Source organism: Brucella sp. NBRC 12953 (genome assembly GCF_040369775.1).
Classification (GTDB): domain Bacteria; phylum Pseudomonadota; class Alphaproteobacteria; order Rhizobiales; family Rhizobiaceae; genus Brucella; species Brucella pseudogrignonensis.
Genome location: NZ_BAABSV010000002.1, coordinates 732082 through 746382, shown reverse-complemented (window position 1 = coordinate 746382; position 14301 = coordinate 732082). Strand labels below are relative to the sequence as shown.

Below are 14301 nucleotides of genomic sequence, written 5' to 3'. Positions count from 1 at the left end.
TAAATCGTAAGGAATTGTCAGCTATTTTGAGTCTTTCCACAGCTCACAACAAATCAATCAGAAACGGGATCAACGGCTCATCAGCTGGCGGCATCGGATAGTCGCGCATATCCTTTGGGCGCACCCATTTCAGTGCCTGTCCTTCCAGCCCCTGTGCCACGCCTTCAAAGCGGCGACAGACATAGAGCGGCATCAAAAGATGAAAGTCATCATAGGTGTGGCTGGCAAAAGTGAGCGGGGCGAGACAGGCAACCTTTGTCGTCACGCCGATTTCTTCCTGAAGCTCTCGGATCAGCGTTTCTTCAGGCGTTTCACCAACTTCTACCTTGCCGCCCGGAAACTCCCATAGACCTGCAAGTGATTTGCCCTCCGGACGCTGTGCAAGAAGCACGCGACCATCAGCATCAACCAGCGCACAGGCTGCAACCAGTATTATACGGCGGGATTTAATCTCGCTCATTTCTCATTGCTCTCCCGATAGGCGTAGCGATAGGCTTCCTGAAAGCCGAAGCGTTCGTAAAGCGCCAGCCCCGCAACATTACCCGCTTCTATCTGCAGCCAGGCAGTTTTTGCGCCAAGCGACTTGGCCCATTTCAGCGTCGCACCAATCAATACACGGCCATGTCCCTTACGGCGCGCTTCAGGCAAGGTTCCAACGTCAAACAGACCCGCCATCGCACCATCCTGCACGCAAAGCACATTGGAAACTGCGCGACCTGCTTCTTCCAGAACGAACATCCCCTTGTTAGGACGAATGCCATCCAGCAATTCCGAGAAACCTGGACGAAGTTCTGTCGGGCGACCATGAATAGCGATCGAAGCATCGACAAAACGACCAATGTCTTTCAAGGGCGTTTCATCGCGCTCGGCTGTAAGATCAAGCTCGCCAAGATTGGCGGTCATAACAATGGTTTCATCCTTGCGCTGCCAGCCGAGACCTTCGAGATAATTTTCAAGCTCGACAGGAGCCAGCGGCGAAAGCCTGAAACAAGGAACCCGGCCATAAACGCGAAACCGCTGCGCTGCCTGTTCGATACGCGCCGGAATATCGCGCGTATCGCCCGGATCAAGCGGATTGACCGAATTGAGCCGCTTCGAAGGATGTGCTGACGTCATGCGTATCGCCCATGTCCCGTCATAATGAACGGACGTGGCAGGCCAGGCACGGAAGCCAACGGCCTCCAACTGGCGAACGATAGCAAGATTTGACATGTTCAAATTCTCTCCTCCGTTTCAGAGTTCCAGTGTGCCGAAAATGTTGATCTTCGAGAACCGGAGCGGAGTGTACTTAAAGCCACATGCGCACCGGAAGCGAAGAAGAACGCAATTTGCAGGCCACTGTAACCCGAAACATTAGCTTCTGTAGTCGCCGTTAATCGCCACATATTCCTTGGTCAGATCGCAGGTCCAGACAGTTGCCTTGCCCTTTCCGATCCCCAGATCAACGCGAATGAGAATGTCCTCGCCCTGCATATAAGCAGAGGTCGCTTCTTCGGAATAAGCCGGGTCACGCTCGCCCTGATGCGCCACGCGAATATCGCCAAACCAGATAGCCAGCAGATCGCGATCAGCCGGTTCACCAGCCTTGCCGACAGCCATGACAACACGGCCCCAGTTGGCATCTTCACCGGCAACAGCGGTTTTTACCAATGGCGAATTGGCAATTGAAAGTGCAATCTTTTTGGCGGAAGCAGCCGACTTCGCGCCGGTCACTTCGACTTCGACCATTTTGCGCGCACCTTCGCCATCGCGCACGACCTGAAGTGCCAGCGACTTCAACACGCGAGCCAGAGCCTTTTTGAAATCACCCAAACGCTTGTCGGAAGCGTCCGTAATTTCAGGCGCGCCGCGTTCTGCCGCCGATCCTGTTGCAAACAGCATAAGCGTATCAGAGGTGGATGTATCGCTATCAACCGTCACTGCATTGAACGTCGAACCGACGCCCTTGGAAAGCAGGCTCTGCAGAACGTCAGCCTTGATCGGAGCATCTGTAACAACGAATGAAAGCATCGTCGCCATGTCAGGCGCGATCATGCCTGCACCCTTAGAGATGCCATTGATCGTTACCGGAACCTGTCCGAGCAGAACCGTTTCGGTCGCAACTTTCGGATAGGTATCGGTCGTCATGATTGCTTTGGCAGCTTCAGTCCAGAAATTGTCGCTGGCAGATTTTGCCATGTCGTCCAGAAGACCGGAAAACTTGGACGCATCAAGCGGCTCGCCGATAACGCCGGTGGACGCAAGAAACACATCCGTAGTGTTGCATCCAACAGCCTTGGCTGCGGCTCGAGCGGTTGCTTCCGTTGCCTCACGGCCTTTCAGGCCGGTGAAGGCATTGGCATTGCCCGAATTCACTACAACAGCGCGTGCCTTGCCATGCACGAGGTTCTGACGGCAGAAATCCACAGGTGCGGAAGGGCATAGTGAGCGAGTGAAAACACCTGCTGCTTCGGCAAGCTTGTCGAACACCATCAGCATGACATCCGTGCGGCCCTTATATTTGATACCGGCTGCAGCTGTTGCGATGCGGACGCCGTGAATGACCGGCATTGATGGATAATGTTTTGGAGCAAGCGGTGATACGGACGCAGACATGATTGCCTCAAGAGATGCGATTTGATTCTGCTGCATTGGAAAGGTTTGCAGCACAAAATCAAGCGATAACTAAAGCATTTCCAGCAAAAGTGCGAAGCGGTTTTGCGCAGGACAATGCGACTAAATAAAAAGATCGAGCGGTTTCATAATTTCATCTTGCTGCAAACCGCCCGATATCCAAATAAAAAACGCCCCGGATTTCCGGGGCGTTTTCATGAACTCAAAGCTTACTGCTGCGGCTGGGCTGCATCCGGCGCATCGCCGTCATCACCCTGTTCCTGTGCCGCTGCGGCTTCCTTCATGGCTTTATCGACAGCAGGATCCTTGTATTCGATCTTCATGCCATCACGCAGCTTCTTGACCATTTCGACATAACGCTCACGCATGATGATCGAACGGATCTGCTCGGAAACCTGATCGAATGCCGGTGGCTGCTTGGTGCGACGATCTTCAAGCTGAATGACGTGGAAGCCAAACTGAGACTGCACCGGTTCCTTGGTGTATTCACCTGGCTTCAATGCAAAGGCAGCCTTTTCAAATTCAGGGACCATCTGGCCTTCGGAGAAGTAGCCAAGATCACCACCATTGGCAGCGGTGCCATCGGTCGAGCTTTCTTTGGCGAGATCTTCAAACTTCGCACCGCCTTCAAGCTTCTTGATGATGGCTTCAGCTTCTTCCTTGGTCTTCACGAGAATGTGACGCGCACGCACTTCATTCTGTGGAGGGATCGCTGCGATTTCCTTGTCATAGCGGGCGCGAACGTCGGCGTCCGAAATCTTGTCGACAACCGCATCCTTGAAATATTCATTGTGCAGTGCGCGTTCACGCAGGAATTCCATGCGCTTCTTGAAATCGTCGCTCTGATCAAGCTTTTCTTTTGTTGCTTCGCCAGCCATCGCCTTGATGTCGATGAGTGCTGCGAGAGCTGCCAGACGGCGCTGCTCGGCAGGAAGGCGCGCAAACTGCGGATCGAGGTCGCCAGCGGCCTGATCGACTTCACCTACGGTGATATCCTTGCCATTGACGGTGGCAAGAACCTTTGCCGGATCTTCGGACGCTGCGGCAGAAGTTGCTGCTTCAGCGGGTTTAGCTGCATCCTGCGCAAAGACAGCCGAACTGCTGAAACCAGCAAGCGCAACCGAAGTTGCGAGGACAGCAAGAGCCTTGCGATAAGGGGCTTTGAGAATGGCTTTCATATGAGATTCTCTCCTTCGAGACCGTCTACCGGCCCCATGAATGCGGCGGAATTTGGCCCGAAAACACTATTATCCGCGAGAAAAGACAGGTTTTCCGGCCTGTCGAGCAACATTGACATCGCTTCAAGCCCCTCTTATCTGTCCTTCGGCTTGGCGTCCAGTAAGCCACGGGGGAATTGCGTGAAAAATGCGCCGTATTTGGCAGCTTTTACAACGTAGTTTTCTTGCATTTGTTTCAATACGCGTGAATAAAGCATTCGACATTGCCGGAAGCGCTTCCGGCCGAACGGACAGGAAAGGACCAGGAATGGTCAGCTTTGGCGGCCTCGCCCGCAAGATATTCGGTTCATCCAACGACCGCCAAGTGAAATCACTGCGGGTTCGTGCAGAACAGATTACTGCGCTTGAGAAGAATTACGAAGCACTCACCGATGAACAGCTTCAGGCGAAGACTGCGGAATTCCGCGCTGAACTCGCTCAGGGCAAGAAACTGGATGCATTGCTTCCCGACGCTTTTGCGACGGCTCGCGAAGCCGCCAAGCGCGTTCTCGGTATGCGCCCATTCGACGTGCAGTTGATCGGCGGCATGGTGCTGCATGAACGCGGCATCGCCGAAATGCGCACCGGTGAAGGCAAGACGCTGATGGCGACGCTGCCTGTTTACCTCAACGCTCTTGAAGGCAAGGGCGTGCATGTGGTGACGGTCAACGATTACCTCGCTACCCGCGATGCCGAAACCATGGGCAAGCTTTATAACTTCCTCGGTCTGACCGTGGGCGTTATCAAGCATGGTCTCGACGACAATGAGCGTCAGGCTGCTTACGGCTGCGACATCACCTACGGCACCAACAACGAGCTCGGCTTCGATTATCTACGCGATAACATGAAGTACGAACGTGCCCAGATGGTCCAGCGCGGTCACAACTACGCCATCGTCGACGAAGTGGATTCGATCCTCATCGACGAAGCGCGTACGCCGCTGATCATTTCCGGTCCACTCGAAGACCGTTCGGATTTCTACAACCTCATCGACACTTTCATTCCTGCTCTTGAGCCGGAAGATTTTGAAATCGATGAAAAACAGAAAACCGCGATCTTTACAGAAGTCGGCACCGAAAAGGTTGAACAGCTTCTTGAAGCTGCAGGACACCTCAAGGGTGAAAGCCTTTACGACATCGAAAACGTTGCTGTCGTTCACCATCTGAACAACGCGTTGCGCGCTCACAAACTGTTCCAGCGTGACAAGGACTACATCGTCCGCAACGACGAAATCGTCATCATCGACGAATTCACCGGCCGTATGATGCCGGGCCGCCGTTTCTCGGAAGGTCTGCATCAGGCACTGGAAGCCAAGGAACACGTCACAATCCAGCCTGAAAACCAGACGCTGGCTTCGATCACCTTCCAGAACTATTTCCGTATGTACACCAAGCTCTCCGGCATGACCGGTACAGCTGCGACGGAAGCGGAAGAATTCGGCAACATCTACGGTCTGGAAGTTCTGGAAATTCCGACCAACCTGCCAGTCAAGCGTCTCGATGAAGACGACGAAGTTTATCGTACGGTTGAAGAAAAATACAAAGCTATCGTTCGCGACATTCAGGCTTCGCACGCAAAGGGCCAACCGGTTCTCGTCGGCACAACGTCGATTGAAAAGTCGGAACTTCTGGCAGAGCGACTGCGCAAAGAAGGCATCAAGGGCTTCCAGGTTCTGAATGCCCGTTATCACGAGCAGGAAGCCTTTATTATCGCGCAGGCTGGTGTTCCGGGTGCAGTGACCATCGCCACCAACATGGCAGGCCGCGGTACGGATATTCAGCTCGGCGGCAATCTTGAAATGCGCATTCACGAAGAGCTTTCGGATATGCCTGAAGGCGCAGAGCGCACTGCAAAAATTGCCGAGATCAAGGCTGATATTGCGAAGCTGAAAGAAAAGGCTCTCGCTGCTGGCGGTCTTTATGTTCTTGCCACCGAGCGTCACGAAAGCCGTCGTATCGACAACCAGCTGCGCGGTCGTTCGGGCCGTCAGGGCGATCCGGGCCGCTCAAAGTTCTTCCTGTCGCTGCAGGACGATCTGATGCGCATCTTCGGCTCCGACCGTATGGACGGAATGCTGCAGAAGCTCGGCCTCAAGGAAGACGAAGCCATCGTTCACCCGTGGATCAATAAGGCGCTTGAAAAGGCGCAGACCAAGGTTGAGGCCCGTAACTTCGAAATCCGTAAGAACCTGCTCAAATACGACGACGTGATGAACGATCAGCGTAAGGTGATCTTCGAGCAGCGCCTTGAAATCATGGACGAAGAAGACCTGACCGAGACCGTGAGCGAAATGCGTCACGAAGTTATTGAAGACATGGTTGCTCTTCGTATCCCCAAGGATGCTTACGCAGAAAAGTGGGATATTGCCGGTCTTAAGGACGATATTCTTACCAAACTTAACCTCGTCCTACCGGTGGAAGACTGGGCCAAGGAAGAGGGTATCGCCGAAGAAGAGTTTGAATCCCGTATCAAGGAAGCAGCTGACAAGGCCGCAGCCGAGAAGGCAGAGCGTTTCGGTGCTCAGATCATGACCTACATCGAGAAATCGGTGATCATGCAGTCGCTTGATAACCTCTGGCGTGAGCATCTGGTAAATCTCGACCACTTGCGTTCGGTCGTCGGTTTCCGTGGTTATGCTCAGCGCGATCCGTTGAACGAGTACAAGACTGAAGGCTTCGAGCTGTTCCAGGCTCTGCTTGCCAATCTGCGCGAAGTGGTCATCACGCAGCTGATGCGCGTTGAAATCGTTCGCGAAGCTCCGCCAGAGCCTGAACTTCCGCCGATGACCGGCCGTCATATCGACAGCACCACCGGCGAGAACGACTTTGATGAAAATGCATGGGCTGAACATCAGCAGGATGAACGCGTCATCCCGGCTGGCGATCGTGATCCGGCAGACCCGACCACATGGGGCAAGGTCAGCCGCAACGAAGCCTGCCCTTGCGGCTCAGGAAAGAAATACAAGCATTGTCACGGCGCGTTTGAATAAGCGCCTCAAAGCAAGCTATCAAACAAAAAACCCGGCGCACAATCGCCGGGTTTTTTCTTTTCGCTCCACAATTGGCAACCTAACTTGAATAAAATCCAGCACAGCTTTCCGGGGCCCTTTCTGTTTGTCGACACTATTTCAGTAGTTGCGCGAAAACTGATACGTTCAGAAAGTAATTACCATCTCTTTCAATTTGGCTTCGCTTTGACAGGAGGGGCCGTTTCTTTTTACCTTTTTAAAGAACTGCCATCTAATGTTCGGCTACTGCGGTCCGGCACAGTGCGGAATGCAGATACACGATGGTCCTTCAGAAGATCAGCAGAAGTAGCGGATACCTAACAGGGGCCGCGATAAACAGGGTTGGCAAAGAGTGCGCTTTTCGGCAGCAAAAGCAGCGAGCCGGGTTCTACCTGGCAGGATCGCAGCTAGGCTTCGTCCCGTAACGGAGCGGGTCGATGCTATTCTGCTTGGCTCTGGTCCGCAGGCCGATGCGCAGCGCGCTTCGCTTCTTGCCTTTTCCGTGCGTGTTGCAAGTGCAGCGATTGCGCTTATTTCTCAGGTTATTCTGGCGCGCTGGATGGGTGAATTCCAATACGGGATTTTCGTTCTGGTGTGGCTTTCCATGATCATCATCGGTGATCTCGCCTGCTTTGGTTTGCACACCACCATCATCCGTTATGTGCCTGAATATGTTCAGCGCAATCTGTTTAATCCACTTCGTGGTATTCTGTATGCTGGCCGTCTTTTTGCTCTTGGCTCAGCGACTGCAATCGCCTTGTTTGGCGCGGTACTGCTATTGCTTCTGAAAGATCGGATCGAGACCTATTATCTTATCCCGTTCATTCTCGGCTTTATCTGCCTGCCAATGATCGCACTTGGCAATATGCTTGATGGCATCGCTCGTTCGCGCACATGGATCATGATGGCGCTCACACCAAGCTATATCATCCGCCCTCTGCTTGTACTGATCTTCATGATCGCAGCTCACGCAGCCAGCTTGCCTTCCACAGCCACCACAGCTCTTGGAGTTTCTATCGCCGCTACATGGGCGACTACGGTTGGGCAATGGCTGATGCTTGATCGCTCCTTGAAGAGAGACATCCCATCAGGAAAAAGAGAAATACTGTTCGCCCAATGGATGAAGGTCGCCTTACCGATCTTCCTCGTTGAAGGCTTTTTCTTCCTGCTCATCAATATCGACGTGCTGATGGTCGGCCATGCTATGGACCCCCAGCATGTGGCGATCTATTTCGCTGCTACCAAAATCATGGCGCTTGCACACTTCGTCTATTTTGCAGTCAAAGCTAGCGTGGCGCAGCGCTATTCCGATCTTCTTCACAGTGGCGATCATGCTGAATTTGCAAGCTTTGCAGAAGCCTCAACACGCTGGACATTCTGGCCGACACTGTTTCTAGGCCTGTTCATTCTGGCGCTAGGCTATCCGCTGCTCATGCTGTTCGGCAGTGCCTTCACCGAAGGCTATCCGCTACTTTTCATTCTCATCATCGGCGTGATTGCGCGCGCAAGTGTTGGACCTGCCGAAAGCCTGCTGAACATGTCAGGCAAACAGAATATCTGCGCTCTGCTTTATGCGGTTACACTTGCAGTCAACGTTGGCCTCAATCTGGTTCTCATCCCGCGTTTCGGTCTGATGGGCGCGGCTTTCTCGACCGCTTTCTCGATGCTTCTTGAAGCCATTCTGCTCTCAACCGCCGTGCATAAAACGATGCATATCACTATGTTTATTCTCATTCCCCGAAATCGCGCTTCTGACGCCCGCAGCAATAGCTCGGAGGAGATTTTCTAATGGCCGCAAAACCTTTGCTTGAGGAATCCGCAGGCGGACATACGGCTCGCATCATCTCACAACTTTCCGACAGCGTTGCCGCAATGGATGCCACTAAGCGTCTGGAGGAAAGTCTGCACAGCAGTCGCGATATTCCGCGCAAGCTTGCGATCTATGGTGCATCGGCCGGTTTTGAGCTGCGCGACGAACTGGATCACTTAAGCAGCCGGACAATCGAACCCAACATCTTTTTCAATGCGCGCTTCCTCGCACCAGCGATGCCGCGTCTGGAAGATCGTGAAGTGCGCTTCATGGTCATGCGCGACGAAAACGAAATCCGTAGCCGGCTGCGTTTCGTCATGCCTTACACGATTGAACGCCCCGGCCTACCACTCTCATCTCCTGTTATTCGTGCATGGGCAACACCTTTCGGCCCACAGGGCACACCGCTAATCGATCACGACGATCCTGTCGGCGTTGTCGAAGATCTATTCGATATTCTGGCGCGTGATCATATTAAAATGCCGGACGTGCTTGTTCTTCCTGAAATGCGCGCCGACGGTGCCGTCGCGAAGCTCATTCGATCCGTGGCAGTTGGACGTCAGCTACCAATCGTTTCCATAGAGCAAAAATCGCGTCCATTTCTTCAGAGCGAGCTTGATGGGGAAACCTATGTCAAACAAGCGATTGGTCCGCACCATCGCCGCGAATATAGCCGCCTATGGCGCCGTCTCGCCGAACAAGGTGAACTCGCACATCGCATCGCGCGCACACCCGACGAAGTGCGTTTTGCATTCGAGCATTTCCTGACGCTTGAAGCGAGCGGATGGAAAGGACGCCGCGGTACAGCCATGGCAGTCGACCGTTTCCGTGCAGCCTTTGCACGCGAAGCAGTTAACAATCTTGCAGAGCGCGATTGCGTACGCATCCACACACTTGAGCTTGATGGCCGCGTGATCGCGATCCTGATTGTCTTCACGGTTTCTGGCGAAGCATGGACGTGGAAAACCGCCTATGACGAAACCCTGCAAGCCTACTCGCCCGGCATGTTGTTGATGATCGAGGTGGTGAAAAACCATCTGGAAGACACCAATATCACGCGGACTGATTCATGCGCCGTGCCGGATCATCCTGTCATGTCACGCTTGTTTCAGGAGCGAGAAACCATCGAAACTCTGGTGATTGGTTTGACACCGGGAGTAGACAAGCAGGTTCGTCAGGCGGCATCGCAAATCCATCTTTATCAGCGTACACGAAATCTGACCCGTATCATCCGAAATCGCATCCGAAATTTTACGGAACGGAAATAAAGCCGGCTTCAGCAAAAAGAAAAATAGAACAAATACTTGAGAAAACAGCACACTGTGCTATCCTTGTTTGTGGGAGAGCGCCTGAAATCAAGCATGGCAGGCGAATAATGAGGGTTTGAGTTGGTCGCTTTGAGGTTTTTACTCCAAAGCAATCAAGTATATGAATTAGCACGGCCCTCATTCGCCGCTTCAAAAATTCCAAAGCGCCTCCCTTGGGAAGGAGATGCGCTATGTTGGAATATCTCTCTTATCTGAAGACAATTGACCTCATCGTCTTGGGCTTCATTGCCTTTCTCGTCTGCTGGAATATCGTCGAGTATAATCTTCGCCGCTGAGATTATACCGAAACTCCATGAGTATAACTCATGGAGTTTGGTTAAGCCCGAGTGACGATTGAGCTTTTTCGAGGCGTGATGCGTCAGCATCTTGAGCTGCCCTGGTATTAGAGCGCATTTCGAAGAGTGCGTAGCGGTTTTGCGTCGGATAATGCGTAAAACCAAACCGTTACAGCGGTTCCAACGATTCAGTCTTAACTGAAACCTCTGTAAGAACAGGCAACTGATAGCCGCTTGATGCAAGCTCGGTCGCCTGTCCTGTTTATATTTGCGCTTGGCTGTAAGTATAATCAGTCAAGCGGCTTGAGGGTAATTGACCTCGTTTCGTTTAGCCGGTATATCCCTCCCCGCTGTCCGTTTTTGGACCATATCAAACTGCTTCGGCAGTCATGTGCGGGTGTGGTGGAACTGGTAGACGCGCCGGACTCAAAATCCGGTTCCGAAAGGAGTGTCGGTTCGATTCCGACCACCCGCACCATCATCTCACCAGCCTCTATTCACGCAGCTTCCAGTGCCTGAGTCAGATCAGCAATCAGATCATCGGGATGCTCGATACCAATCGACAGGCGAATAGTTGATTCCAGCACGCCGATGCGTTCACGCACTTCAATCGGAACGCCTGAATGTGTCATCGCTGCCGGATGGCTTGCAAGCGATTCCGTTCCACCAAGGCTGACTGCCAGTTTCAAAATCTGCAATGCATTGAGAAAGCGGAATGCCGCTGCCTGACCACCTTTGATATCAAATGAAAAGGTTGACCCTGCTCCTGTGCATTGGCGTTTGAACAATTGACCAACATCGGATGCTGCATCTTCAAAAGGCAGATAATGCAGCTTCCCGACCTTGGGATGGTCACGCAGGAATTCGGCTATCGCTAAGGCGTTCTTGTCAGCGCGATCCATGCGAATGCCAAGCGTTTCCAGCGAACGGCCAAGCATCCAGCAGGAATGCGGGTCCAGCTGTGTGCCAATGGCACCGCGCAGCGCCTTTACCTGTTTAACGACCGCCTTTGCGCCAAGGACGGCACCGGCAATCAGATCGGAATGGCCTCCCACATATTTCGTCAGCGAGTAAAGCGACAGATCTGCGCCATGATCGAGTGGCTTCTGGAAAACCGGGCCAAGCAGAGTATTATCGCAAACGATAACAGGACGATGCCCGTTCTGCTTTTCTGCAATCTTGTCAGCGACACGCCGGATCGCGGCAATATCAACAAGGCTATTGGTCGGATTGGCCGGTGTTTCGATCAGAACGACCGAGACGCGTCCCTTCTGTAGTGCTTCATCTGAAGCTTTCTCAATGGAAGCCTCATGCACGCCATCGGCAAATGCCACAGCTTCCACATTGAAATTATGAAATGTCTTGGCTAGCAGCGTTTCTGTGCCACCATAAAGCGGCTGAGAATGCAGGATCACGTCGCCCGGTCGCGCAAATGCAAAGAGCGTCGTAGCAATCGCCGACATTCCGGAGGAAAACAGTGCGCAGCTTTCCGTGCCTTCATAAACGGCCAGACGATCTTCCACGATCTCGCTGTTAGGATGATTGAAACGCGAATAAACGAGACCAGCCCCGACACCGGCTGGTGGCTCCTTGCGTCCAGATACAAAATCAAAGAAATCGCGCCCGTCTTCGGCGCTTTTGAAAACAAAGGTCGATGTCAGAAAAACAGGCGGCTTGACGGCTCCCTCGGATAGTTCGGGATCGTAACCGTAATTAAGCATCTGCGTTTCGGGATGAAGCAGATGATTACCAATGCTGGTCTTGGATGGACGCGGCGCGGTCATAATAATCTCCTGAAAAACTCCTCCAGCCCTATAAGGGCTAAAGAAGTCTAACAGAGATGCGCGGCAATCTTCTTGCGTTGTTAAACGCTTAAGCGATTGAGAGCGAACACTACCGCGTGTTCTGCATATTGCAGATTACGTGGCTTACTTAACCACGAGCACAGGCACAGAGCTCAATGAAAGCACTTCAGCAGCCTGACTGCCGAGCAGCAGCTTGTTGACGCCGCGACGGCCATGCGATGCGATCACGATCAGATCACTGCCTGTCTGCTTGGCGGCTTCAATAATGCCCTGTGCTGGTGACTGGTTCTCAATGTGCAGAGTTTCAACATCAACGCCAGCAGCTTCCGCCTTGGCTTTTGCTTTGGCGAGCAAATCGGCTGCCGCTTTGGTGATTGCCTCGCGATATTCCTGGAAGGCGGCAGGGCTGGATGCCCATTCCGCAGCAACGACGATGCCATAGGATGGCAGAAGCTCGGTCACAGAAACCAGCAGCACCTTCGAGCCAAACTGCTTGGCCAGAGCCACGCCCTGTTCGACGCCCTTGTCGGCAAGTTCAGATCCATCGGTTGCAATCAGAATAGTCTTATACACGGCCCAAGCCTCCAGTTTGCGATCACGATCCAACCATGCGCGCTCCTTTTGACAAGAGCATTGATGCGGATCAATCAGACAGCAAAAGCTTATAGACATGAAAAGCTTATCGGAAGGGTGAGTGATCTGTTTTCGCTCAAGGATCGGGCGATTTTCAAACAAATGATCGTGCGCTTTATCAGCACCCAATTGCTTGGAATTATCTTCTAAGGATATTGGCTTTAAAGAATATAATTCCAAATTAATGCAATCCGAAGCATGGACCCAGCTATGCTTTTGCGCCATTTCCTCATAAACTTCGCTTCAAACAGAAGGAGATTATTCCATGAGCAAGCCCCTTGGCGGAAAAGACGGCGAGACCGCAGGACGCGGTCGCATCTATAATTCCATTCTCGATACGATCGGCAATACACCGCTCGTGCGCATCGACAAGTTTGCCAAGGAAAATGGCGTTGAAGCCAACCTTCTGGTCAAGCTCGAATTCTTCAATCCATTGGCGAGCGTCAAGGACCGTATCGGTCTTGCGCTGATCGAAGCGCTTGAAGCACAGGGCAAAGCTGTTCCGGGCAAGACAGTATTTGTGGAACCTACTTCCGGCAACACCGGTATTGCGCTGGCTTTTGCGGCAGCCGCCAAGGGCTATCGCCTCGTTCTGACCATGCCTGAAACCATGTCTGTTGAACGCCGCAAGCTGCTCAAGCTGCTCGGCGCAGAACTGGTTCTGACGGAAGGCGCAAAAGGCATGAAAGGCGCCATCGCCAAGGCGGAAGAAATCGCCGAAGGCAACCCGAATGCCATCATTCCACAGCAGTTTGAAAACCCGGCCAATCCTGAAATTCACCGCCTTACCACGGCTGAGGAAATCTGGAACGACACCAATGGTGAAGCAGACATCCTGATTTCCGGCATTGGCACCGGCGGCACCATTACCGGCGTTGGTCAGGTCATCAAGGCACGTAAGCCATCCTTCAAGGTGATTGCTGTCGAGCCTAAGGATTCGCCAATTCTTTCCGGCGGCACACCCGGCCCGCATAAGATCCAGGGCATCGGCGCGGGCTTTGCGCCAAAGACGCTCGACACCAGCGTTTATGATGAAGTCGTGACCGTTTCCAACGAGGATTCCTTTGCCAATTCCCGCCTGATTGCGCGCATTGAAGGCATCCCTGTCGGCATTTCTTCAGGTGCAGCGCTCACTGCTGCGATCGAAGTCGGCAAGCGCCCTGAAAACAAGGGCAAGAACATTGTCATCATCATTCCATCATTCGCAGAACGCTATCTTTCGACGGCGCTGTTTGAAGGTCTGGAATAAGCGAGAGCTAAGGTTCGGCAAAACGAAAGCCAGAGTGGTCGTCCACTCTGGCTTTTTTGTATCTATTCTTTCGGGATTGTCCCGAAAATCAGCTAGCCGTGCGTGCCGCGCAAGCCGGGCCCGGTCCGCGCATGTAATGGCGCTCGGGCCTGTAGCTTGGTGCGACGAATTCACGAATAACATTAACGCTGTCACGCAGCTGAACTATAATGTTCATCGTCTTCACCTTTCCACCAAATTGCTTTTCGAAGATGATGCCCGTCACAGCCTGTTAGGGTTGGTGAAACAATTAATGTTTCCGAACATCTTAATGAAAACTTTAACAATTAAAGATGAACAACTTCTGAATCGCCTTGGTTAAGGT

The 14301-nt window shown here is 52.8% G+C and carries 11 protein-coding genes and 1 tRNA gene; 5 read left to right on the top strand and 7 right to left on the bottom strand.

What is annotated here, in order from left to right:
* Positions 1-43 precede the first annotated feature (43 nt).
* The 4 genes from mutT to ABWV94_RS07430 form a co-directional block, all read right to left on the bottom strand.
* On the bottom strand, positions 44-460 hold the full coding sequence (gene mutT / locus ABWV94_RS07445) for an 8-oxo-dGTP diphosphatase MutT (RefSeq protein WP_064322123.1): 417 nt from the start codon (positions 458-460) through the stop codon (positions 44-46).
* Positions 457-1212, bottom strand: a complete 756-nt coding sequence (locus ABWV94_RS07440; RefSeq protein ID WP_353412919.1) for a GNAT family N-acetyltransferase — start codon at positions 1210-1212, stop codon at positions 457-459. Before ABWV94_RS07440 ends, mutT begins: the two co-directional genes overlap by 4 nt.
* 141 nt (positions 1213-1353) lie before the next feature.
* A complete protein-coding gene (argJ, locus tag ABWV94_RS07435; protein WP_353412916.1) occupies positions 1354-2595 on the bottom strand; it encodes a bifunctional glutamate N-acetyltransferase/amino-acid acetyltransferase ArgJ in 1242 nt (413 codons plus the stop codon).
* Between the two features lie 227 nt (positions 2596-2822).
* The gene (locus tag ABWV94_RS07430; protein ID WP_007872015.1) at positions 2823-3791 is read right to left on the bottom strand and encodes a peptidylprolyl isomerase; all 969 of its coding nucleotides are present in this window, start codon (positions 3789-3791) and stop codon (positions 2823-2825) included.
* A gap of 307 nt (positions 3792-4098) precedes the next feature.
* Between ABWV94_RS07430 and secA the strand changes: the two genes are divergently transcribed.
* From secA to ABWV94_RS07410, 4 genes are all read left to right on the top strand, one after another.
* Complete coding sequence (gene secA / locus ABWV94_RS07425; RefSeq protein ID WP_113499437.1) at positions 4099-6819, top strand: preprotein translocase subunit SecA; 2721 nt, start codon at positions 4099-4101, stop codon at positions 6817-6819.
* A 370-nt stretch (positions 6820-7189) separates the two neighbouring features.
* On the top strand, positions 7190-8626 hold the full coding sequence (locus ABWV94_RS07420; protein WP_112804454.1) for a lipopolysaccharide biosynthesis protein: 1437 nt from the start codon (positions 7190-7192) through the stop codon (positions 8624-8626).
* Positions 8626-9915 carry a type IV secretion system effector crotonyl transferase BspF gene (gene bspF, locus ABWV94_RS07415; RefSeq protein WP_112804453.1) on the top strand — a complete coding sequence of 430 codons (1290 nt, stop codon included), beginning with the start codon at positions 8626-8628 and terminating at the stop codon, positions 9913-9915. Before ABWV94_RS07420 ends, bspF begins: the two co-directional genes overlap by 1 nt.
* A gap of 728 nt (positions 9916-10643) precedes the next feature.
* Positions 10644-10728 (top strand) — tRNA-Leu (locus ABWV94_RS07410).
* 19 nt (positions 10729-10747) lie between these two features.
* On the opposite strand, the gene ABWV94_RS07405 is transcribed toward ABWV94_RS07410, so the two are convergent.
* A complete protein-coding gene (locus tag ABWV94_RS07405) occupies positions 10748-12034 on the bottom strand; it encodes a cystathionine gamma-synthase family protein (protein WP_113499439.1) in 1287 nt (428 codons plus the stop codon).
* Between the two features lie 144 nt (positions 12035-12178).
* A complete protein-coding gene (locus ABWV94_RS07400; RefSeq protein ID WP_079212618.1) occupies positions 12179-12628 on the bottom strand; it encodes a universal stress protein in 450 nt (149 codons plus the stop codon).
* 325 nt (positions 12629-12953) lie between these two features.
* Here ABWV94_RS07400 and cysK point away from each other — a divergent pair, with 325 nt between their 5' ends.
* A complete protein-coding gene (gene cysK, locus ABWV94_RS07395) occupies positions 12954-13937 on the top strand; it encodes a cysteine synthase A (protein ID WP_007872027.1) in 984 nt (327 codons plus the stop codon).
* Positions 13938-14025: 88 nt separating this feature from the next.
* Here the strand turns inward: cysK and ABWV94_RS07390 are convergent, their stop codons facing one another.
* Positions 14026-14154, bottom strand: a complete 129-nt coding sequence (locus tag ABWV94_RS07390; RefSeq protein WP_256443819.1) for a hypothetical protein — start codon at positions 14152-14154, stop codon at positions 14026-14028.
* Positions 14155-14301: the final 147 nt, after the last annotated feature.